Raw genomic sequence first — 19,404 nt, 5'->3', positions numbered from 1 at the left:
ATCCGCAGACCCAGGGCAAGATCGAGCGCTGGCACCAGACCCTGAAGAACCGCATCCTACTGGAGAACTACTTCCTGCCCGGCGACCTCGAGGCCCAGATCGAGGCCTTCGTCGAGCACTACAATCACCAGCGCTACCACGAGAGCCTGGCCAACGTGACCCCTGCCGACGCCTACTTCGGAAGGGCGCCGGGCATCATCAAACAGCGCGAAAGGATCAAGCGACAGACCATCGAATATCGGCGCTTGCAGCACCGCAAGCTCGCCGCCTAACATCAATCCCCAGACGAAGCCCGCACTCCGCTAATCTACGCCGCGAAGTGTGCCAAATGTTCTGACGACGGACATTCGGAGGAAACGGGCACCAATAGCTCTTTGGCTCGACTGTACGCGTTCAAGGCGAGGTCAGTTTCGCCGAGCACCCTGTAGGCCCTGCCAAGACGCATCCATCCATCGATATCGTCTGGTTCAGCCTCAAGGCGTGTTGCCAAACGTTCCACCATGGATCGGATAAATGCATCTCGATCGACATCATCCATCTGGCTGGCCGCTTCGACATCTGCAGCAGTGGGGCCGGGCGAATTGCCTGACATTACTGGAGCATAATCCGACAAACTGATAGGCGCTCGGCCTAGTGCCGCACCTATCCGGTTTGCTTCCGCGACAAATGTTTCCATCCAGGGTGCGAACCCATCCACTTCGTCCAATCGCGTGAGAAGACGATTGTAGGCCTGCTCATTCGCACCCGCTTGCGCAAGCCCGACAGCATCGTAAAAAGTTCCAGCAGGATTGGTCGGATCGAGCTCAAGTGCTCTTGCAATGGCCCGCTTCGCTTGGGGTGTCACGATCCCCTGTTCGGAAACGATGAGAGCTTCCGCATAGATCGAAAACACAGCAGAATCGGCATTCATGGATTGTGTTGCACGCTCGTAGGCCGATGCGGCATCCGAAGCGCGGCCCAATTTCATGAAGGTCTGTCCAAGGAGCATCCAGCCCTCCAAGGCTCCGCCTTCTGAATCCGCCTGCAACCGCTGCAATAGCTTCTGCGCCAACGCTTCGATTTCACGATTTTGCGCGACCTCTGCCTGGCGATCCTCGAAAGCGATGCTGGATAGGTTTGGCGCTCCAGCAAAACTGTAATACCCCGCCGCGAACAGCGGCACAAAGACCGCAGCAGCCATGAGTATGACCCTGCCGCCGCCGCTGGATTCCCCGGTGTTTTTTACTCTCCCCACGGAGAGAACCCGCCGCTTGATTTCCTGTCGCGCCGCATGCGCCTCTGCGACTGAAAGCAGGCCGCGTTCAGCATCCCGATCGACTTCAGACAACTGGTCCTTCAAAACTGCGAGAGTCCTGTCTTCGGCCGGACCTTGCACCAAGGCAGGCTTCCACGCCGAAGCCGCAACAATCCCTGAGGCAGTCAAGGCGAGGACTGCCATTGCAATCCATATCATCGGTGGTCCCCTTCGCTGGATGAAGTGAAAATGCGTGCGACCTCGGCCTCCTCGTCATCGCTCAGGTCTGCGATTTTTTTTCTTTTTCGAGAGCCCATCAGGATGCCGCCACCGATCCCCAGAGCCAAGAGCCCAAGGAGTGGGGGGGTAAACCAGAGAGCGTAGGTCTCGGGTTTAAACGGAGGCTTCAGTAGAACGTAGTCGCCGTATCTCGCTTGGATGAAAGCAATTGCATCTTCGTTCGTGTCACCCGCAACCAACCGTTCCCGGACCAAAAGTCGTAGGTCGCGCGCAACGCCGGCGTTCGAGCTGTCAATATCCTGATTTTGGCAAACTACGCAGCGAAGCTGCCTGGAAACCTCCCGTGCCCGAGCCTCGAGGATTGGATCGGAGAGGATTTCGTCGGGCTCAACAGCCTGCGCAGACATTGGCATGATGAGTGCCAACACAAGGAAGAAACTACGCATGTCAGCTCCTCTCCTCTAACACACCCGCTTGTCGGAGAGCTTGGCGAAAGGCTGATACAGCCTCTTCACCGACGATCGGGCCGACGTATCGGTAGAGCACCGTTCCATCGCCTCCGACAATGAATGTCTCGGGCACACCCGAAATCCCCCACTCGATCCCGGCACGACCTGACAGATCCGAGCCAATACGTTCGTACGGGTTCCCGAGATTTCGAAGCCAATTGACCGCGTCTGCGGGTTGATCCTTGTAGTTGATCCCGAACAAACGCACGCCATCGCGCTCAACCAAAGCGCTCAGAACCGCGTGTTCGGCACGACAGGGAACGCACCAGGAAGCGAAGACATTGACGACGACTGGCGTTGGGTTTCCGAGCAGGTTTTCCCGAGACAGTCCCTGTACATCAAGACCCGGCACCGGCCCGAGATTGAACGAGGGAGCTGGCTGAGAAATGAGAACCGAAGGAATCTCGCTTGGGTCACGATTGGGATTCAGGCCCCACAAGAAAAATCCGCCGACAATCACTGCCAGTACCAAGGGAATAATCGCTACAGCTCGTTTCATTGCTCACTCCGCTGCGACCGGTTTCGTGGATCGTGCCTTGGAGCTTTGGGGTGCCCCGACACGGAAGCGGCGATCGGACAAGGACAGACTGCCGCCTATGACAAGCATGGCCGCACCCAACCAAAGCAAGCCGACGAATGGCTCATAGAGAATACGCAGAGTCCAGGCACCGCTCTCTTCGGCTTTGTCCAGAGAGGGTTCCGTGATCGAAGCGTATAGGTCTCCCGCCAGGGTTGACCGTATCGCCGATTCTGTTGTCGTACTTTGTGCGACCGGATAGCTGCGCCGCTCAGGTTTGAGAGCCGTCACGAAAGAGCCGCCCCTTTCGACGCGCAGGGTTCCCTGATCCGCAATATAGTTCGGGCCACGAACGCGCTGCACACCTTCAAATGTGACATCAAATCCCGCAATGTTGACACTCGTGCCGGGCTCTACAAATGCGATCTCTTCAGATTTCCAAACCGAAGAGCCAATCATGCCGATCATCAAGACCGCAACTCCCGCATGAGCGAGCGTCATTCCATGCGCCGCGCGGGGCAAATTGCGGGCACGCCGGATGCTTTCCTGGAGCGGAACCTCGAACAAACGAACCCGCAGCGCCCATTCACGTAAGGAAGCAAAAAACAACCAAAGCGCGATGAGGATCGAAAGATATGCCAACACGGGCCCGCCTTTGGCGAAATACCAAATTGCGAGCGTTGCCAGCACCGCCAGCACCACCACGAAGCGGACACGTTGAAGCACTCCGACCAGATCGGCTCGTTTCCAGGACAAAAACGGCCCGAGACCCATGACAAAAACCAAGGGGAGCATCATTGGTACGAACGCGCCATTGAAGAACGGCGGACCGACGGAAATCTTGTCACCAGAAACGGCTTCGAGAAACAGCGGATAAAGCGTACCGAACAGAACCGTGCCAGTCGCTGTAGCCAGGATCAGGTTGTTTAGCAACAACCCTGCCTCTCGACTAATCGGCTTAAACAACCCGCCACCTTCCATCATTGGCGCCCGCCACGCATAGAGTGCAAGTGAGCCACCAATTGAAATCGCAAGCAGGCCAAGAATGTATAGGCCTCGCTCCGGATCCACGGCAAAAGCATGCACAGAGGTCAGCAAGCCAGACCGAACCACAAATGTGCCGAGGAGTGACAGCGAAAACGTCAAGATCGCGAGCAGGATTGTCCAGCTTTTGAACGCGTCACGCTTTTCAGTGACAATCGCCGAATGGAGAAGTGCTGTCCCGAGAAGCCAGGGCATAAAACTGACATTTTCAACCGGGTCCCAGAACCACCATCCACCCCAACCCAGTTCGTAATATGCCCACCACGATCCGAGAGCTATCCCCGCAGTCAGGCTGATCCACGCGGCCAGTGTCCAGGGTCGAACCCATCTTGCCCAGGCTGTGTCGATCCGTCCCTCGATCAAGGCTGCGGCTGCAAACGAAAAGACGATCGAGAAGCCGACATATCCAAAATACAGCAGCGGCGGGTGCATCGCGAGGCCGATATCCTGGAGCAGAGGATTGAGGTCAGCGCCATCAAGCGGCGGAGGAAAGACGCGCTCGAACGGATTGGATGTAAAGAGAAGGAAGGACAGAAACCCGACGCTGATCCATGCCTGCATTGCCAAAGTTCGCGCTCGAAGTGTTTCCGGTAGGTTTGAGCCGAAAGCAGCAACCGCAGCACCGAAGATGGTCAGAATGAAGACCCAGAGCAGCAACGATCCTTCATGACTTCCCCAAGTCGCCGCGACTTTGAAGATCATTGGTTTCAGCGAATGCGAATTGTTCGCGACGTTCAAAACAGTGAAATCAGAGACAACAAAAGCGCGCATCAAGGCGGCAAAGGCAAGTCCGACGAAGACGACCTGCCCAAAAGCAGTTGACCGGGCTGAACGCATCCAGAGAAGATTGCCCCGGGCCGCGCCGAAAAGAGGAATAGTCGATTGGACGATGGCCAACGCCAATGCGAGGGCCAGCACAAAATGGCCGAGTTCCGGGGTCATAGGAGCCTCATGATCTTTGGCAGTGGGATCGACTGGTGATCAGTTTCTCAGTCGTCTAAAGCGGCCTTGCGCTTGCGATACTCGTCTTCATCAATCTCACCGCGCGCGAAGCGATCCCTGAGAATGTCCTGAGCACTAGACCCGGAAACACGGTCCTTTTCGCTGAACCAGCGAACGGCGAAGAATATCAGCGCAATAATCACGCCCCAGAACACGATCATCATCAGCCCTCCCAGCATTCCAAATCCACCGCCCCACATGTGGCCGTAATAATCTCCGCCTGGGTCCGCCATGGCGGCCGTCGCGAACAGCGTGAATGCTGCGGTTGTGTTGGTAAGTCTAAGCATGTCGGTTTCCTTTTCTGTCATTTCATGTTTCAGCAACTGGCAATCGAATTGTCGCGATAAGCCCGCCGTCCGGGTGGTTCGCCAGACTGATCTCCCCACCCTGCGCGCGAAGAATGGACCTTGCGATCGACAGGCCCAGCCCATGCCCGCCGGTTTCCAGAGATCGGCTTTCTTCAAGCCTGAAGAATGGGTCAAATACGCGTTCCAATTCTGCGGTTGGAATCCCCGGCCCTCTGTCAGTGACGGAAATTTCTATTTCCCCATCGGCTGATATCCAGCCCAGCGTTGCGGACCCGCCGTAGCGCACCGCGTTCTCGATCACGTTTCGCAATGCCCGTCGAATGGCATTGGGGCGCAATCGAACCGTGACTTCGGGGCCGTCAGAGAGCACAAACGGTACGACCATATCCCCCCGCAGAGCTTCTAGGAACGATTGCAGGTCAACATCCTGCATTGGTTCGTTCCCTGAGAGACCTTTCGCGAAGGTAAGGGTTGCTTCCACCATCGACTGCATTTCTTCGACGGTTGCGACGAGACTCTCTCGGGTTTCGTCTTCCTCTACCATTTCTGAATGTACTCTCATTGCGGTAAGCGGAGATCGAAGATCATGTCCAAGGGCCGCCAGAACCCTCGTTCGGTCGGCAACGAACCGTGTCAGCCTGTCCTGCATGCGGTTGAAACCAGCGGTCAGCTCCCGAACCTCCTGGGGTCCCCGTTCTGGCAACGCGTCTATGTCTTCTCCACGCCCCAATCGTTCCGACGCCCCGGCCAATCGCCGCAGAGGGCCCAGCAGTCCGGTCATGACAAACCAGCTCACTGCGACCAACAGGGCCATTGCCGTCAGACCAAATGTCAGCATGGAATAAAGCGGCCACTGGATCGGCGGACGCTCAAAGCGCGTACTTACGTTCAACCACTGGCCACCGGCGATCGAAATTGAAAGGTTCATCTCGATAGCGGACAGTTCACCTCGCATCATGGCCAAGTGCATCTCGGTCATTTCGTGCGACAGGTTCGGTAGCGGCAGGATCGCGCCTTGGATCTGGTGAAGCTCTACACGAATGTCGCGACTGTAGCTGTCGTTCAGGAGTGCGCGGACGCGGGTTTCAACCAACCCGCCATCCGAATGGTCGCTATGTTGCACAAGCGGCTTCGTCCCGAGGTCAAAGCGAACAAGGGGCGAGTTCGCCGCGCGGATAATTGATGGGCGCAGGTCAGCGGGTGCCTCTTCAATCAAGCGCGCAACATTTGCCGCTCGTCCAGCTGCCTCAAACCCAAGAGCAGCCCGTATGGCGAGGCTTCGTTCATCGGCGAAGAGCCACAGGCTGACAAACTGTGCGATCCCCAACGCGATAATGATGAGAAGAACGAGTTGGATCCGGAGAGATCGTAGGAGCCGCCAGATCATTCGGACACCTCGACGTCGACCGACAGGCAGTAGCCGCCGCTTCTGATCGTCTTGATAATACGTGGACGGAGAATGTCGGGCTCGAGCTTTCGCCGAAGGCGCGAAATCTGGTTGTCAATTTTCCTGTCCAACGGACCAGCGGAAATGCCCTGAGAAAGATCTAGCAACTGATCGCGGCTCAACACCATCCGAGGGCGCTCCAGAAGGACCGTCAGCAGTTTGAATTCTGCGACCGTAAGAGCGGTCTCTTGTCCCGCGTCGTCGAGAAGCACCTGCCGGTCTACATCCAAGGTAAGGTGTGCAAAGCGGACTTTGCGGCCGCTCAGAGATCCGGTGAAGGCTTCTTTGTGCTCGCTTCTTCGCAGGACGGCTTTGATCCTCGCAAGGAGTTCGCGTGGATTAAACGGCTTGGGAAGATAATCGTCCGCACCGATCTCCAAACCGACAATACGGTCCGCATCTTCACCGAGCGCGGTCAACATGATGATCGGCAGTCGCCCTTCGCTTGACAGACGTTGGCAAACGGAAAGGCCATCCTCGCCAGGCATCATGATATCCAGGACCAGTAGGTCGAAGCTTCCGACAGCCAGCTTCGCGTCCATCTCCGCCGCATCCTTGGCAGCGGTTGCTCGCATGCCATTCTTTTCCAGATAGCGGGTTACACTTTTCCGGATCTGTTCATGGTCATCCACGACGAGAATATGTGGCGCGTGTTGCATGGGGCCCTTCTAAAGCATTGGAAATCAGACGGTCAGGTTCCTTTTTGTCGCCAATTGTATCAGCCCCTGTCCATTGCGACAGACGGATACAAATCCACGGGTGTACGTCCTTACATTCAAATGTTTGATGCCAAGTTGTATGAGGTCAAAAGAAGGAAAGGCTTCAAAATGTCCTACTCAACAAAAATTTCTACCGGTCTTCTGGTTGCCGTTCTCACAGCAGGTGCTGCGCTCGCCGATGACAGCCATCACCAAGCTGCGGGCGCTGAAAGCGTCTCTCCCAATGTACTTGCTCAACCGATGGCAGGGACGGGCGGGCCCGGAATGCTGATGGGTGGCGGCATGATGGATCCCAGTCAGATGGCCGAGCATCTTCAGATGATGCACGGCATGATGCGCATGATGATGCAAATGCATTCGGGCATGATGAGCGGAAACGGCAGCATCATGGGACCAAGCACAACCGGTCAAGGTATGTTCCCGATGATGGGGGGCAACATGATGTCAATGTTCGATATGGATGGAAACGGCGCAGTGTCTCCCGAAGAGGCGCATGAGGGCCTTCAGTCGATGCTGTCGGACTATGACGCCGACGGTAACGGCACGCTCTCGATTGACGAATTCGCGTCGCTTCACGCCAAGGCGATGCGCGAGACCATGGTCGATCGTTTCCAGATGCTCGATGCTGATGGCGACGGCCAGATTTCTCAAGGCGAAATAGTCGCCCCTGCCGACAACATGGCACAGGGTATGACAGCAAATCCCGGAATGATGACGGACCAAGACAACTGAACCCCGTCGTTCAGAATTTCCCCATTCAGGCAAGCCCGTCAACGGTTCGGCGCTTTGGGTTTGCCTGAACAAGATCGAGAGGGCTCAAAATGAGTTATACCTACAACAGACATCTGCCCAATACGGCGATTGATGATGCGGAGATGCGCCTGCGCGAAGCCCTGAAAGAAAAGGGATTTGGTGTACTGACCGAAATCGACGTCCAGGCAACAATGAAGAAAAAGATTGACCGCGACATGGATGGATACCGCATTCTGGGTGCGTGCAACCCTCATATGGCATGGGAGGCCATTGGGCTGGAGCCCCGTATAGGATCGATGCTGCCTTGCAACGTGATCTTGCGGACGGTCGAAAACGGCACTGAAATCAGCGCTGTTGATCCTGTGGCTTCGATGGCCGCTGTCGAGAATGAGAAGCTGCACGAAGTCGCCGCGCAGGTGCGCGATATGCTGCGATCTGCGGTTGACAACGCATAAACTAAACTGAGGAGGCAGACCATGCTGAGCCGCCGTCAAACTTTTGGCCTGTTCGCATCGAGCACCTTGCTTGCCTATTCGCCAGCTTGGGCTGACAACCATGACGTATGGGCGCTCGATACTCTCCATGATGCGCTGAAAAGCGATTTGGCAAGGCTTGTGGACATCCGCAGACCCGAGGAATGGCAAGATACCGGCGTCGCGGAGGGGGCGTGGCCAATCGACATGACCCATCCGCGGTTCGGGGAGCGCCTCTTCGCCGCCCGCGATCTTGCTGCGGGACGCCCGGTCGCCCTGATTTGTCGGACCGGCCATCGCTCAGGTCTCGTAATGAGCAAGTTGCGTGAAGCGAAAGCTGCCGGCTTTGTTGACGCCGTAGGCGGGATGCTTGGCGCCCCGGGGAGATCCGGCTGGATCGAGCAAGGTCTGCCGACAGTAACAAGAGAAGCCGCACTGGCCGCCCTCCCAAGTGAGCTAGCGTGAGACACAAGCTATACCATGACCAATCGTAGAGCCTTCATCGCCGGCTTGGCTGGCCTGCCGTTTGCCACAGGTCCGCTGGCGGCCATCGCACAGGAGAGTGTCAGGGCGTTGGCTATGCCACCATTGCTCGACGCAACCCGCGATCGGCATTTCCGTCTGACTGCCCAAAAGGGCAAGACCGATTTTACAGGACTGGGCGGCGGCGAAACCTGGGGGTTCAACCAATCCTTTTTGGGGCCTACACTACGTCTTCCCGCAGGAGCTTCGACGCAAGCACAGATCGACAATACGCTGTCAGAGAAAATCTCGGTGCACTGGCACGGTATGCTGATACCCGGCGAAGTTGACGGCGGCCCACACCAGACGATTGAACCGGGCACGACTTGGTCTCCCGAACTGGATCTGACACAACCACCCGCTACTCTTTGGTACCACTCGCACGTTCATGGCGACACCGGACGACAAGTTCAAAGGGGATTGGCCGGTGTGATCCACGTTGATGACGGTCGGGACGATGCTCGGGGTCTCCCGATCTCATACGGCGTCGATGATTTGACATTGGTTCTGCAAGACCGCCGGTTCGACCGGCAGGGCCGCATCGATTATGGCCTGTCTATGCCAGATCAGATGATGGGTTTCATGGGAAATGTCATTCTTGTTAACGGTCAGCTAGGCACCCAGGCTGTCGTCCCTCGCGGTATTGTCCGTTTGCGCTTGCTCAACGGCTCGAACGCGAGGATTTATCCCCTATCGTTTTCTGACCGTCGCGAGATGCACCTCATCGCGACGGACAGTGGCTATCTTAATCAACCTGTCGCAATTGAGTCCCTCGTGATCGCTCCCGGCGAACGATACGAAGTCCTCGTCGATTTTTCGGGAGGAGAGGCTGGCACGCTGGTATCCTCTGCAAATCCCAATCAGATGATGGGTGGGATGATGGGCGGCGCGAGCACTGCTGGGGGGAGCTTCGTAGTTCTACCCTTTGGTGTGGATGTGAGACTTCCTGCCCGCATTCTGGAAATACCCGCCGACTTGGGCGGCGTCCTGCCTGACAGTGAGGCCCGATCAGTCAATACACGTCAGATCACACTCGATATGCCAATGGGGATGGGCATGATGATGCGTAGGTCGAATGATCGGTTTGCGATCAATGGGCAGTCCTTCGACATGGGGAGGATAGACTTGTCTCTTTCGAAGGGGGCGACCGAGATTTGGCAAGTCTCCTCAAACATGATGATGCACCCGTTTCATGTTCATGGCGTGAGGTTTCAGGTGCTCGCCGAAAACGGAAAGAAACCAAGCATACAAAATTCTGGCTGGAAGGATACCGTGCTCGTAAATGGCCGTGTCGATATCCTGGTCAGCTTTGAGCAGACGGCAGATCGCGCCAATCCCTTCATGTATCACTGTCACATCCTTGAACACGAAGATGGAGGAATGATGGCGCAGTTCACGGTCACATGATCGTGCAAGCATGGGGATATGGTCGCCTGATTGGTTGTTTGGCGATAGCAACTGTTCTGTCTCTTGCAGTTTTCGGCCTTTTTTCGGGCACGGTTTCTCTGAGCAATCTTGGGGTCGCCTTTTCACAGGCTGAAGTGCAGCGCCATATTGAAAATGCCGGAGCCGTTGGCCCCCTCGCGGTTATTGCACTCATGGCCCTCGCGATTGTCGCAAGCCCCATACCGAGCGCACCAATCGCACTAGCCGCCGGGGCTGCATTTGGCCACTATCTCGGAGCCGCCTACGTAGCCATAGGCTCGGAGCTCGGTGCTACAATCGCATTTGTCATCGCGCGAAAACTCGGTCGAAGCACAGTTCGGCGTTTTTTGGGTAAATATTCAGAGTTCGGGCTGTTGGGGTCGCAAAAGGCTCTGATGTTATCAGTGTTTGCGTCCCGCCTGCTTCCATTCGTTTCTTTCGATGCAATCAGCTATGTTGCGGGCTTGAGCCAACTTCATCTATGGCGCTTCATGCTGGCAACTTTTGCCGGGATTTTGCCGGCGAGTTTTGTTCTTGCCCATTTTGGAGCTGTGGCCATGTCAGGGGATTGGGGAACGGCTGAATGGATCACGATAGGACTTGGGGTTGTGACAGCACTGCCTTTTGTCTTTTTGACCCTCAAAAATAGAAAGCAGATCGACGATGAATAGCGACTATAAAGCGGGCAGCATTTCTCTTTGGGATGCCGTCGCCATGGGGACTGGTGTCATGATTGGCGCCGGAATTCTGGCACTCACAGGCCAAATTGCGGAACTGGCCGGCCCTACCTTTCCACTTGTGTTCATCGTTGGAGCCATCGTTACAGCCTTCAGCGCTTACACTTACATAAGAATGTCCAATGCCTACCCGTCAGCTGGCGGAATTGGAATGATCCTGCAAAAGGCCTATGGACCAACCGCCGTAGCCGCTGCAGCGGCTTTGCTTATGGCTCTGTCAATGGTCATTAACGAAAGCCTAGTCGCACGGACCTTCGCAAACTATTTGCTCCGTGGACTGGGCATTGCACCAGATGGCTTACTGGTTCCGGCAATAGGCGTTGCTCTCATTATCGCAGCCTATGTCGTCAACATCTCGGGCAACCGCTCTGTAGGCTGGATTTCCCAATTGCTCGCCGTACTGAAAGTTGGCGGTATCACTCTGTTTGGGATCTCTGCGCTTTGGGCCGGCGGGTTTACTTTTGGCACAACAGGAGATGGAACAGCTTCACAGGGTCTCAGTGGATTTGTTGGTGCCACAGCGTTGGCAATTCTGGCATTCAAAGGGTTCACGACAATCACCAACAGCGGCGCCGAGATAGTGGACCCACACCGCAACATCGGACGCGCGATCATCATTTCATTGGCGGTCTGCGTAGTGGTGTATCTCTTGGTAGCATTTGCGGTGGGAAGCAGCTTGCCGCTTGGCAAGATCGTCGAAGCAAAAGACTATGCGCTCGCGGAAGCGGCAGCACCGTCCCTTGGGGAAACGGGCTTCTATCTGACCGTCGCGCTCGCTTTGATCGCAACTGCATCAGGCGTGATTGCCAGCATCTTTGCGGTATCTCGTATGTTGGCAATGCTGACAGAGATGAAATTGATCCCGCACAGTCATTTTGGGATGTCAGGCGGAGTCCGCGACCATACACTGATCTACACAGTAGTGATTGCGAGCCTGCTGACCATTCTCTTCGACGTTAGCCGAATAGCTTCTATGGGGGCCTTCTTTTACCTTGTAATGGATATGGTTATTCACTGGGGAGTGTACCGAAACCTTAGGGCCGAGCTTTCTGCGCATGGATGGATCATGTTGACTGCAATCGGTCTCGACGCGATCGTGCTTGTCGTATTCGCTTCACTAAAGTGGCAGAGCGATCCAATGATTGTAGTGGTCGCATTCGCGATCATGGCTTGTGTATTGATCTTTGAGCATTGGTTTCTTCAGCGCACAAAAACCGAGCCACATCAACATGATCACAATGGGAATTGAGTGCTCGCGTGATGACCAGGTATCGAAGCAGTAATTCTTAGCGCTTCCAACATTCAAATTGGTCGGGTTTGAGCGATTTTGAGATCCACTTTGCCGATGTGTAGGACTACTTCCGTTGCCTCAATGCCGGGCGCCAACGCGCGTTTCACGAGGTCAGTGAAGACTATGGAAGACTGGTCGAGCCATTGAAATGAGGAAACGCAAGAGCTTAACCGCCGTCGAGACCCTCGTAGTAGACGAGCGCGGGCATGTTGCGGCGCTGGTGCACGATGCGCAGGATGACTGCCGCCCCATCCGCGGCATCTAGCCGCTTGTAGAAGATCACGTGACGTTGGCAGTTGACGGACCGCATCCCCGGAACGAAGAGACTCCTGTCCCGACCCCGGTCGGGATCCCCGGTGATCTGCTCGAAGGCGTTAACCAACTGGCGGTAATAGACGAGCCATTGATCCCTACCCCAAGTTTCGACGGTGTAGGCACGGATCTCTTCAAGGTCGGCCCTGGCCCGACCGGAAAGCCGAATAGTCATGTGGGTCAGCGATCAAACGCATCCGGTTCGAAGGCATGAGCATCGAACTCGGCGAAATCCCCATTTTCGGCCAGGGAGGCTGCTTCCTCTAGGTCGGCCTTGAGGGAATAGAACTGCCGGGCGCCATCCTTCTCCATCAGCATCCTTACGCCGGCGCGCACGACTTCGCTCAGATTGGCGTAGGCGCCGGACTCGATCTGCGCCTGCACATATTTCTGCATCGGTTCGGTCAGGTGGACGTTTGGCATCAGACTCTCCTATCCATGCTCAATCGTATCAGATACTGACATAGATATTCAAGCTCATGCTCGATCCCAACTTGGGCCCCAAATCGGCTCGCTGGCTGCTCCCGCCCTTCTGATCCCGGATTCCATGCGGAGAGCCGGGCCCGGCAGTTTCCCGATACAGCCCTTCCCGAGGCCACGAGCGCTGCGCCACGCGGTTTGGAGGGCTCATTCGATCTGTCCTTCCGTGACCACTTTCGCGGCCACATTGGAACACCCAATTTCCCCTTTGTAACAGACGTTTGTTTAGCAGCTAACGTGAAAGGGGTCCGCAATTTTGGCCACTTTCAAGACGCAGAAGCAGCCAGAACCGGCGTCAGATCTTGGAAGCGGTCAAGCGACACAAGCGAACAGTCGCAAGCAACCATCAATCAAATCTTCTTGCTATCATTAATGTTGTTTCGTATCGCTGCACCATTATAGATGGAGTCGGCATCATGAAGCACGTGATCCACAGCGTGGCAACAGCCACGGCACTAACCATATCCGGACTAATGGCCTCGTCAGGTCCGGCTCAAGCCTATCAGGTCGACTGTGCAATCCTCCTCTGCCTTGCGGGCGGCTGGCCTGCCTCCGCGCCCTGCGCGCATGCCAGAGCGGTCTTCATTCGGCGGATCACACCATGGCCGATCGAGCCGCCCTTACAAATCTGGCGGTGTCCGATGGGTGTGTCGTTCAACGATCCCAGCCCGATGTCGCCTATGGAACGCCTTAATGACACCACGTTCCGCGATCCGCCCGAACCGCAGGAATCGACTCCGATACCCCTTGTTCACGTCCAAGCAGATGAGCAAGCTGACATCGACATCTCAGGCGACGCCTTTGATTTCGTGCGCAGCATACGGGTCTATCACATCCAGTACCGCCAGCATGAAAACCGAGATGGCGACTGCAATCGCAGCGACTCGACGCGATTGGGGTCCTACGGCGTGCAGGGCGACTACCGATGGACAAGATCCACCGTGGGCCAGGTGCCAGCCGCATCCGGCCTGAGCATCCCGAATGGATGTGGCAGCTACTTCTACCGTTCCGTCTTCGTCGACTGGCGTGATCACGCCGGGAACTATGGTTCTGAAGAAGTTCGCTACTGACAAAATCTGCGCGCGGTTTTGCCGCGCGCGTCATCTCAACCCCGCACGTAAGGCTGTGCAAAACCCCCGAAAAGGAGACGACGCCAGACCGTGAAGCCTGACGCCGTGCTAGAAAACTCCGTGAACAAGAGTTTCCTAGCGCACCGCTAAAACACCTGCAACCAGCAAAGTTGTTTTGCTGGCAAGAATGTTGTTGTCTCACGACATGGCGTCGGTTCTCCAAGGAGACCTCGACCATGGAACCTACGACCGGCCTGATCCTGCGACGGATCACGCAGACAAATCTCTCTGTTGCAGCGCACAAGCTTGCTACCCTCATCCTCGATGCCATCGCCTGGAAGGATGGCTACAACGGTTTGTCGCGCGGAACGGCAGCCTTCACCCTCTCTGCCCTAGCGGAGAGGATGGGTGTTTCACGACAATATCTTTCGGTTCTTTTGAGCGAACTTGAGACGTCGGAGTTGCAGCTCGAGCGGGCGAAGCCGAATGGCAAGTTCGCGCCCTGGATCTTTCGGTTTTCCGCCTTCGACAAGGAGAGTGAACCCCATGATCTCGTGTCAGGTGAAGACGACACATCACTATCTAGAGATAATAATAACAAAACTATCTTCTCAGGGCTGATCGATATCACCGCGAGTTCGAACGTTTTTCAGACCAGTTGGGCAGAGCTCATCAAAGCGGCGAAGGCCACGTTGCCCTGCTGGAACATCGACACCCAGGTCATCTGGGATCGCTTCCTCGCCTTCAACCGATCCCGAGGCAACGGCAGGGTGCCGGCCGGCTTCCTGCTTGGCTTCATGCGCCGATGGCGAAATTCGTGGGGAACTCCAACTTGTCCCGCGGTCAAGCCGCCCGCGAGACCAATAACGGATCCCAAAGAGCGCGAATTGCTGAGACAGATGCAAGCCGCACCAACTGCGAACCGCCAGTTCCACGCGTCCGACTTGTGTCGCTTGATCGGACACGCTGCCTACGAAGCGCGGGTACTCGATGTGATCCGCAAGTTTGGGTGCCAGAGGTTTTCAGCAACTTTGGCGGTGCACGGACGGGCGGTGTTTGCTGGCGAGATTGCGCGGTGACTTTCACTCAGTTGGCCAATCAAGCTCGACTTCAGCCAGATTGTGGGCGCAATAGCCGGTGTGGTCGCGCAGTGAGTTCTTGAAGCACTGCATCGGCTTGAAGCCATGTGCCTTCCTATCCGAGGGGCCGAAGCCGGAAGGGATGGCCTGAATGTCGTATGAACGGCGGTTGCCTGAGAAAGGACTCCCGTCTCCCGCTACAAGCGGCGGTTCAGCGACCGGAGTTGATGATTGCCAGCCGAAGGGGCAATCCAGTTGGGGAGGTGAAGTCGCTGTGGGCGGCTTCGACGGCCACGTCAGCGCAGCCGCTTCTTCATGCGCTCGATCTGCTCGGGCGAGCCCTCGAAGCTGTAGCCTTCGCGGGTCTTCTTCATCCGCACGCCGGGACCGGCAGCCTTCTTGAGGCTGTCTTCAACGTGCTTCTCCATGCTGCGCGTCAGCTCACGCTGAAGCTGGGCGGCAGAGGCGATCTTGCGGCCATTGAACCGCATTTCGATGCGAGCCATCGCGTCGTTCCTTTTCTGTTAGCCCTTCGGAGGGAAGGGATCGTTGCCGTAGGTGTTACGCTCGCGGATGCGACCGTTCTCGCCGTGGATCAGCATCTCGCTGCCCTGGCGCATGGCGGATTCTCGCGCGGCCGCGATGGCCTCGCGCTGCGTGCCATGGACGGAAGACGCGCGGGAGTTGCCCGCCCCCTTCACTGCCCAACCGCCCTGATGCGGCACAACATGCTGATTTTTCTTAGACATTTTAAGCTCCATATGTCGATTTCGGTTGACGATTCTGCCAACCTTGTGTTTAAATATAGATTAGGAAATGGCGCTTATCAACCAAAACAACAACCGCCGGGAGAGGACCATGTTCGGACAAAGGCTCAGGCTTGCCCGCAAGCGGGCTGGCCTATCCATGCAAGCTCTCGCCGACCGCGTGACCCCAAGCGTGTCGGCGCAGGCCATCAGCAAATACGAAGCGGACAAGATGATGCCGTCCTCGTCGGTGTTGGTCGGCCTCGGAAAGGCGCTCGGCGTGTCGCTGGATTTTCTTGTCGGTGGCCAGGTCGAAGCTCTGGAAAGCGTCGAGTGGCGGAAGAACTCGACTGCCTCGGCGCAGGATCGCGCGATGGCGGAAGCCATCGTGATCGAGAAGCTCGAAGACTATCTCGCCATCGAGGACATCCTCGACCTGCATCCGGCTGAAGACCCGTTCGCCGCGCTGCGCGTGGACATGGTAGCCGATGAAGAGGCCATCGACGCCAAAGCGCGGGACGTGCGGCGCGAGTGGAAGCTCGGGATCGACCCCATCCCAAGCATGACCGCCCTGCTCGAAGACAAGGGGCTCAAGGTCATCGAGGCCGATCTACCTGAGCGCATCAACGGGCTGGCTTGTCATGTTGAGCGGGCGGAAGGTGCACCGACTGAGGTGATCGTCGTCTCGCGGCACACCAACGTCGAGCGCAAGCGCTTCAACCTCGCCCATGAGCTCGCGCATCGGATCATCATCGAGACCGGCAATGTCGCGCTGAAAAAGGAGCCGTCCATGCACCGCTTCGCGGGGGCGTTTCTTATCCCGCGCGAGCATCTGGAAGAGGAAGCTGGCCGGAACCGGCACGGCATGACCTGGATAGAGATCATGCGGCTCAAGCGCACCTACGGAGTCTCTGCCGCCGCGATGCTCGTGCGGCTCGGCCAAGTGGGCATTCTGTCGAAGAGCGCTGTGGAATATGCGTTCAAGACCTATGCGCGAAGCTGGCGGCGCGAAGAGCCGGAGCCTATCGGTCCCGGTGAGGGTTTCGCGGCCTTCGAGAAGCCGCAACGCTTCGAGCGCCTCGTTTGGCGCGCGCTCGGCGAGGAGTTGATTTCGCCTGTTCGCGCTGCCCAGATGCTCGGGCTCCCTTTGAGCGTTGTCGAACGTGACATCAGGGGGCCGCGTGACCAGTGACCTGTATCGTCGTCAATGATGCGTCCTGCCTGATCGACCTGAAGAAGGGAGAGTTGCTGCACGTCCTGCTGCGGCTGCCCTATCGGTTCATCGTGCCCCTGCCCATCCGTGAGGAGGAGCTCCTCGACTTCACGGCGCAGGAATGGCGGATGCTCGAAGATGGTGGCCTTGCCACCTATGATCTGCCGGGCGAAGAGGTCGCGCGGGTTTTCGCACTGAAGCGGGAACATAGCCGCTTGTCGGCCAACGACTGCTTCGCCCTCGTGACGACAACCTGCCAGGAGAACGGTATCCTCCTGACCGGCGACAACCTGCTGCGCAAGGTGGCCACCGCCCGCGCCGTGCGCGTTCATGGCGTACTCTGGATCATTGACGAACTGCACGCGGCCGGTGTCTGCGAGGTCGAGCTTCTCATCTCCGCGCTGCAGGTCTGGCGCGCGGATGATGCTGTCTTCCTGCCCGTGGCTGAGATCGACAAGCGGCTGCGCCGTCTCAGCGCATAGCTGCAGAGATTGCCGATCATCTCACCTTCTGGGCATAGGTCTATGGAGGACAGAAGTGCGTCAAGGAATTCGGAAATCCCATCAGCAGCATTCAGTTCGCGGTGCACCACATCCGATAGCGCCCTTGTCTCGTTACCTCACGGATTAGCCCTCGCGCTTCCATCCAAGCAAGGTTGCGCTGAACGGCAGTTCGACTGGCGCCTGTAATGGCCTCGGCCATTGGCGCAGAAACGAGTGGCCATTCCGTAAGTGTGGCGAGCAGCGCCGGAGGGGTCTTACCCGAGAGCGGCGACATTTCGGTTTCTGCCCGCACAAACCAAGACTCAATGTCATCTAGGTAACGCATCGCAGTCAGGCACGACGTCGCCATTCCCTCAAGCCAGCGAGCGAGGCGATCGACCGGCGGGCCACTAACACGGAGCCCCCCTGCCCCGCCCATGGCGAGCGGTGCGAAGATGGCGCCGCTTCCATCGCTGGCCGCGATCCTGGACGCGGTGACGGCGTGTCGCGTTGCCCTTAAATCTGAGACACGACGCGTTCGGGGATATTTTTTGCCCTTAATTATGAGATTCCACTGCCATCGCGCCTATGCTTTTCGCGCGCTGCCGGGCGATGTAATCGACCGCGGCAAGCAGACGTGGCTCCTTATCGAAGGCGCGCAATAGAGCAACCCTTGCATAGTCGTCGATGCCGGAGCTTGAGATGGCCGCTTTGACCAGTGGACGGGATTGGGCTGCATCAATTGCAGCAAGGCAAAACAGCCTTACTTCCAGCCTGTGGCCCTGAAGAGCGTGTAACGGATCTCCGCGGAAGGCCTTTAATGATATGGCAAAGGTGACCGCGCGCATTGCGCGCCGAAGTTGCTTGGAGCTGCGTAATCGCGCGGCGTATTCAAGCCGCGCGGCGCCGTTGCGCGCACGATTTATCAGCTTTTCGGGCATCTGTTCGCCACTGGCCTTGCCGAGCGTCGGTACAAGTCTCGTCCCACAAACCTGGCAGTCGAATGCCCAGGCTCGCCTCCAATGCTTGAGCGAAAGGCCCTCTCTGGAGCATTGCAGGCAATGCTGGAATGGTATCTGGGCCGTCAGCGAGGCTTCTCGTGTCGCCATTGCTGGGAAGGTCAAAGATCGCACAACATCTGGGTCAATCCGTGCGGCGTTGGCAATCTTCGCCGCCGCTGCCGCGTCGATGTTGAAGTCCAAGGACGTGCCATGAGTTGTATCGATTTCGATATGGGCCAGCAGTTCCGCATCATCACAGTAGTTGGCCGCCGCCAGCCGAGACAACCAACCTGACAACAACTCGTCTGGCAGCGGCGCGACAGTCTTGGGCAGCGGGTGCGGCTTCACACCCCGGACTTCTCGAGCCGCCGATGGGGGTTCGCATGGCGCGACCAAACCGGCGTCCATTTTACGATTGCGTCATCGGTGATGCATTCATCACCTGTTACAATGGCGTCGATGGAAAGATCCTTGATCAGGGCGAAAATGCGCGAGGTCACCCCACCGGTCAGTGCAAGTATCTGCTTGAGTGACTTGACCTTCAGGTTGGACTTCTTTTCCAGTGGCATGGCAGCAATAAGGGTCTGGATCATGTCCGAGAACTCGGCATCGTCGCGCCAGTTTGGCAAGTGATGTTCGTCCAGCCGTCGGGCAAGCTGGATATCACCACGGATGGCGTCGACGGCCTCGCTGACCCCAAGACAGACCAGTGACACCTCGAGCTCATTGCTGAGATAACGAAGAACATTGAGAAAGCGTCGCTGTTCGCGGTGGGTCCCGGCCAAGAGGTTGTGGACCTC

At 57.1% G+C, this 19,404-nt stretch carries 24 protein-coding genes and 1 pseudogene; 11 read left to right on the top strand and 14 right to left on the bottom strand.

The window, feature by feature from the left end:
* Positions 1 to 272: integrase core domain-containing protein (locus tag G455_RS0120770; protein ID WP_028095418.1), on the top strand; the 272-nt coding region annotated here is incomplete at its 5' end.
* Between the two features lie 35 nt (positions 273 to 307).
* Here the strand turns inward: G455_RS0120770 and ccmI are convergent.
* The 7 genes from ccmI to G455_RS0120740 are packed head-to-tail and all read right to left on the bottom strand — an operon-like array spanning position 308 to position 6,960.
* Positions 308 to 1,453, bottom strand: coding sequence for a c-type cytochrome biogenesis protein CcmI (gene ccmI, locus G455_RS24920; protein ID WP_051312664.1), 1,146 nt, complete (start codon positions 1,451 to 1,453; stop codon positions 308 to 310).
* Positions 1,450 to 1,920: a cytochrome c-type biogenesis protein gene (locus tag G455_RS0120760; RefSeq protein ID WP_028095417.1), complete on the bottom strand. Its 471-nt coding sequence runs from the start codon at positions 1,918 to 1,920 to the stop codon at positions 1,450 to 1,452. The genes ccmI and G455_RS0120760 overlap by 4 nt, the downstream gene beginning before the upstream one ends.
* 1 nt (position 1,921) lies before the next feature.
* The gene (locus tag G455_RS26205; protein ID WP_038068298.1) at positions 1,922 to 2,482 is read right to left on the bottom strand and encodes a DsbE family thiol:disulfide interchange protein; all 561 of its coding nucleotides are present in this window, start codon (positions 2,480 to 2,482) and stop codon (positions 1,922 to 1,924) included.
* A gap of 3 nt (positions 2,483 to 2,485) precedes the next feature.
* Positions 2,486 to 4,486, bottom strand: coding sequence for a heme lyase CcmF/NrfE family subunit (locus tag G455_RS0120755; protein WP_028095416.1), 2,001 nt, complete (start codon positions 4,484 to 4,486; stop codon positions 2,486 to 2,488).
* Between the two features lie 47 nt (positions 4,487 to 4,533).
* A complete protein-coding gene (locus tag G455_RS26830) occupies positions 4,534 to 4,833 on the bottom strand; it encodes an SHOCT domain-containing protein (protein WP_198431755.1) in 300 nt (99 codons plus the stop codon).
* A 22-nt stretch (positions 4,834 to 4,855) separates the two neighbouring features.
* A complete protein-coding gene (locus G455_RS0120745) occupies positions 4,856 to 6,241 on the bottom strand; it encodes an ATP-binding protein (protein ID WP_028095414.1) in 1,386 nt (461 codons plus the stop codon).
* The gene (locus tag G455_RS0120740; RefSeq protein ID WP_009573615.1) at positions 6,238 to 6,960 is read right to left on the bottom strand and encodes a response regulator; all 723 of its coding nucleotides are present in this window, start codon (positions 6,958 to 6,960) and stop codon (positions 6,238 to 6,240) included. The genes G455_RS0120745 and G455_RS0120740 overlap by 4 nt, the downstream gene beginning before the upstream one ends.
* Between G455_RS0120740 and G455_RS27055 the strand changes: the two genes are divergently transcribed.
* From G455_RS27055 to G455_RS0120710, 6 genes are all read left to right on the top strand, one after another.
* A complete protein-coding gene (locus G455_RS27055) occupies positions 6,922 to 7,752 on the top strand; it encodes an EF-hand domain-containing protein (RefSeq protein ID WP_229861857.1) in 831 nt (276 codons plus the stop codon). The two genes, G455_RS0120740 and G455_RS27055, sit on opposite strands and share 39 nt — an antisense overlap.
* A gap of 89 nt (positions 7,753 to 7,841) precedes the next feature.
* Positions 7,842 to 8,228: a DUF302 domain-containing protein gene (locus G455_RS0120730; protein WP_009573613.1), complete on the top strand. Its 387-nt coding sequence runs from the start codon at positions 7,842 to 7,844 to the stop codon at positions 8,226 to 8,228.
* A gap of 21 nt (positions 8,229 to 8,249) precedes the next feature.
* Positions 8,250 to 8,711 (top strand): rhodanese-like domain-containing protein, encoded by a 462-nt coding sequence (locus G455_RS0120725; protein WP_035367136.1) that lies wholly within the window; start codon positions 8,250 to 8,252, stop codon positions 8,709 to 8,711.
* A 15-nt stretch (positions 8,712 to 8,726) separates the two neighbouring features.
* On the top strand, positions 8,727 to 10,175 hold the full coding sequence (locus tag G455_RS0120720) for a multicopper oxidase family protein (protein ID WP_028095412.1): 1,449 nt from the start codon (positions 8,727 to 8,729) through the stop codon (positions 10,173 to 10,175).
* Positions 10,172 to 10,864, top strand: a complete 693-nt coding sequence (locus G455_RS0120715) for a TVP38/TMEM64 family protein (protein WP_028095411.1) — start codon at positions 10,172 to 10,174, stop codon at positions 10,862 to 10,864. The genes G455_RS0120720 and G455_RS0120715 overlap by 4 nt, the downstream gene beginning before the upstream one ends.
* Positions 10,857 to 12,179: an APC family permease gene (locus G455_RS0120710; RefSeq protein WP_028095410.1), complete on the top strand. Its 1,323-nt coding sequence runs from the start codon at positions 10,857 to 10,859 to the stop codon at positions 12,177 to 12,179. The genes G455_RS0120715 and G455_RS0120710 overlap by 8 nt, the downstream gene beginning before the upstream one ends.
* A gap of 208 nt (positions 12,180 to 12,387) precedes the next feature.
* On the opposite strand, the gene G455_RS0120705 is transcribed toward G455_RS0120710, so the two are convergent.
* Complete coding sequence (locus G455_RS0120705; RefSeq protein ID WP_028095409.1) at positions 12,388 to 12,708, bottom strand: type II toxin-antitoxin system RelE/ParE family toxin; 321 nt, start codon at positions 12,706 to 12,708, stop codon at positions 12,388 to 12,390.
* Between the two features lie 5 nt (positions 12,709 to 12,713).
* Positions 12,714 to 12,956 (bottom strand): type II toxin-antitoxin system ParD family antitoxin, encoded by a 243-nt coding sequence (locus G455_RS0120700; protein ID WP_028095408.1) that lies wholly within the window; start codon positions 12,954 to 12,956, stop codon positions 12,714 to 12,716.
* A 473-nt stretch (positions 12,957 to 13,429) separates the two neighbouring features.
* Here G455_RS0120700 and G455_RS0120695 point away from each other — a divergent pair, with 473 nt between their 5' ends.
* Together G455_RS0120695 and G455_RS0120690 are read left to right on the top strand one after the other, a co-directional pair.
* Positions 13,430 to 14,083 carry a hypothetical protein gene (locus G455_RS0120695; RefSeq protein WP_051693628.1) on the top strand — a complete coding sequence of 218 codons (654 nt, stop codon included), beginning with the start codon at positions 13,430 to 13,432 and terminating at the stop codon, positions 14,081 to 14,083.
* A gap of 236 nt (positions 14,084 to 14,319) precedes the next feature.
* A complete protein-coding gene (locus G455_RS0120690; protein WP_028095406.1) occupies positions 14,320 to 15,162 on the top strand; it encodes a hypothetical protein in 843 nt (280 codons plus the stop codon).
* A 296-nt stretch (positions 15,163 to 15,458) separates the two neighbouring features.
* On the opposite strand, the gene G455_RS0120685 is transcribed toward G455_RS0120690, so the two are convergent.
* Both G455_RS0120685 and G455_RS0120680 read right to left on the bottom strand, forming a co-directional pair.
* The gene (locus tag G455_RS0120685) at positions 15,459 to 15,668 is read right to left on the bottom strand and encodes a hypothetical protein (RefSeq protein ID WP_028095405.1); all 210 of its coding nucleotides are present in this window, start codon (positions 15,666 to 15,668) and stop codon (positions 15,459 to 15,461) included.
* Between the two features lie 18 nt (positions 15,669 to 15,686).
* Positions 15,687 to 15,911, bottom strand: coding sequence for a DUF2188 domain-containing protein (locus G455_RS0120680; protein WP_028095404.1), 225 nt, complete (start codon positions 15,909 to 15,911; stop codon positions 15,687 to 15,689).
* 67 nt (positions 15,912 to 15,978) lie between these two features.
* Here G455_RS0120680 and G455_RS0120675 point away from each other — a divergent pair, with 67 nt between their 5' ends.
* Both G455_RS0120675 and G455_RS0120670 read left to right on the top strand, forming a co-directional pair.
* Positions 15,979 to 17,100 carry a helix-turn-helix domain-containing protein gene (locus G455_RS0120675; protein WP_028095403.1) on the top strand — a complete coding sequence of 374 codons (1,122 nt, stop codon included), beginning with the start codon at positions 15,979 to 15,981 and terminating at the stop codon, positions 17,098 to 17,100.
* Positions 17,097 to 17,603 (top strand): PIN domain-containing protein, encoded by a 507-nt coding sequence (locus G455_RS0120670; RefSeq protein WP_028095402.1) that lies wholly within the window; start codon positions 17,097 to 17,099, stop codon positions 17,601 to 17,603. Before G455_RS0120675 ends, G455_RS0120670 begins: the two co-directional genes overlap by 4 nt.
* A gap of 91 nt (positions 17,604 to 17,694) precedes the next feature.
* On the opposite strand, the pseudogene G455_RS27050 reads toward G455_RS0120670, so the two are convergent.
* From G455_RS27050 to G455_RS24910, 3 genes and pseudogenes are all read right to left on the bottom strand, one after another.
* Positions 17,695 to 18,105, bottom strand: a pseudogene (locus G455_RS27050) (hypothetical protein); the annotation flags it as partial.
* A gap of 55 nt (positions 18,106 to 18,160) precedes the next feature.
* Positions 18,161 to 18,952, bottom strand: a complete 792-nt coding sequence (locus tag G455_RS0120665) for a TniQ family protein (protein ID WP_009808026.1) — start codon at positions 18,950 to 18,952, stop codon at positions 18,161 to 18,163.
* The coding region (locus tag G455_RS24910; protein WP_035367135.1) for a TniB family NTP-binding protein at positions 18,949 to 19,404 on the bottom strand (456 nt) is incomplete at its 5' end. The genes G455_RS0120665 and G455_RS24910, both read right to left, overlap by 4 nt.

Origin of the sequence: Pseudodonghicola xiamenensis DSM 18339 (assembly GCF_000429365.1) — a bacterium.
GTDB classification, from domain to species: Bacteria; Pseudomonadota; Alphaproteobacteria; order Rhodobacterales; family Rhodobacteraceae; genus Pseudodonghicola; species Pseudodonghicola xiamenensis.
This window is presented reverse-complemented; position numbering and strand designations above follow the sequence as displayed.

What these genes read in the sequence shown, in the direction of transcription:
- G455_RS26830 (WP_198431755.1), bottom strand. Translation starts at nt 4,833, where the DNA reads ATGCTTAGACTTACCAACACAACCGCAGCATTCACGCTGTTCGCGACG.
- G455_RS0120695 (WP_051693628.1), top strand. Translation starts at nt 13,430, where the DNA reads ATGAAGCACGTGATCCACAGCGTGGCAACAGCCACGGCACTAACCATA.
- G455_RS0120675 (WP_028095403.1), top strand. Translation starts at nt 15,979, where the DNA reads ATGGCGCTTATCAACCAAAACAACAACCGCCGGGAGAGGACCATGTTC.
- G455_RS0120685 (WP_028095405.1), bottom strand. Translation starts at nt 15,668, where the DNA reads ATGGCTCGCATCGAAATGCGGTTCAATGGCCGCAAGATCGCCTCTGCC.
- G455_RS0120710 (WP_028095410.1), top strand. Translation starts at nt 10,857, where the DNA reads ATGAATAGCGACTATAAAGCGGGCAGCATTTCTCTTTGGGATGCCGTC.
- G455_RS0120730 (WP_009573613.1), top strand. Translation starts at nt 7,842, where the DNA reads ATGAGTTATACCTACAACAGACATCTGCCCAATACGGCGATTGATGAT.
- G455_RS0120700 (WP_028095408.1), bottom strand. Translation starts at nt 12,956, where the DNA reads ATGCCAAACGTCCACCTGACCGAACCGATGCAGAAATATGTGCAGGCG.
- G455_RS0120680 (WP_028095404.1), bottom strand. Translation starts at nt 15,911, where the DNA reads ATGTCTAAGAAAAATCAGCATGTTGTGCCGCATCAGGGCGGTTGGGCA.
- G455_RS0120705 (WP_028095409.1), bottom strand. Translation starts at nt 12,708, where the DNA reads ATGACTATTCGGCTTTCCGGTCGGGCCAGGGCCGACCTTGAAGAGATC.
- G455_RS26205 (WP_038068298.1), bottom strand. Translation starts at nt 2,482, where the DNA reads ATGAAACGAGCTGTAGCGATTATTCCCTTGGTACTGGCAGTGATTGTC.
- G455_RS0120715 (WP_028095411.1), top strand. Translation starts at nt 10,172, where the DNA reads ATGATCGTGCAAGCATGGGGATATGGTCGCCTGATTGGTTGTTTGGCG.
- G455_RS0120755 (WP_028095416.1), bottom strand. Translation starts at nt 4,486, where the DNA reads ATGACCCCGGAACTCGGCCATTTTGTGCTGGCCCTCGCATTGGCGTTG.
- ccmI (WP_051312664.1), bottom strand. Translation starts at nt 1,453, where the DNA reads ATGATATGGATTGCAATGGCAGTCCTCGCCTTGACTGCCTCAGGGATT.
- G455_RS0120720 (WP_028095412.1), top strand. Translation starts at nt 8,727, where the DNA reads ATGACCAATCGTAGAGCCTTCATCGCCGGCTTGGCTGGCCTGCCGTTT.
- G455_RS0120760 (WP_028095417.1), bottom strand. Translation starts at nt 1,920, where the DNA reads ATGCGTAGTTTCTTCCTTGTGTTGGCACTCATCATGCCAATGTCTGCG.
- G455_RS0120725 (WP_035367136.1), top strand. Translation starts at nt 8,250, where the DNA reads ATGCTGAGCCGCCGTCAAACTTTTGGCCTGTTCGCATCGAGCACCTTG.
- G455_RS0120745 (WP_028095414.1), bottom strand. Translation starts at nt 6,241, where the DNA reads ATGATCTGGCGGCTCCTACGATCTCTCCGGATCCAACTCGTTCTTCTC.
- G455_RS0120690 (WP_028095406.1), top strand. Translation starts at nt 14,320, where the DNA reads ATGGAACCTACGACCGGCCTGATCCTGCGACGGATCACGCAGACAAAT.
- G455_RS27055 (WP_229861857.1), top strand. Translation starts at nt 6,922, where the DNA reads ATGGTCATCCACGACGAGAATATGTGGCGCGTGTTGCATGGGGCCCTT.
- G455_RS0120740 (WP_009573615.1), bottom strand. Translation starts at nt 6,960, where the DNA reads ATGCAACACGCGCCACATATTCTCGTCGTGGATGACCATGAACAGATC.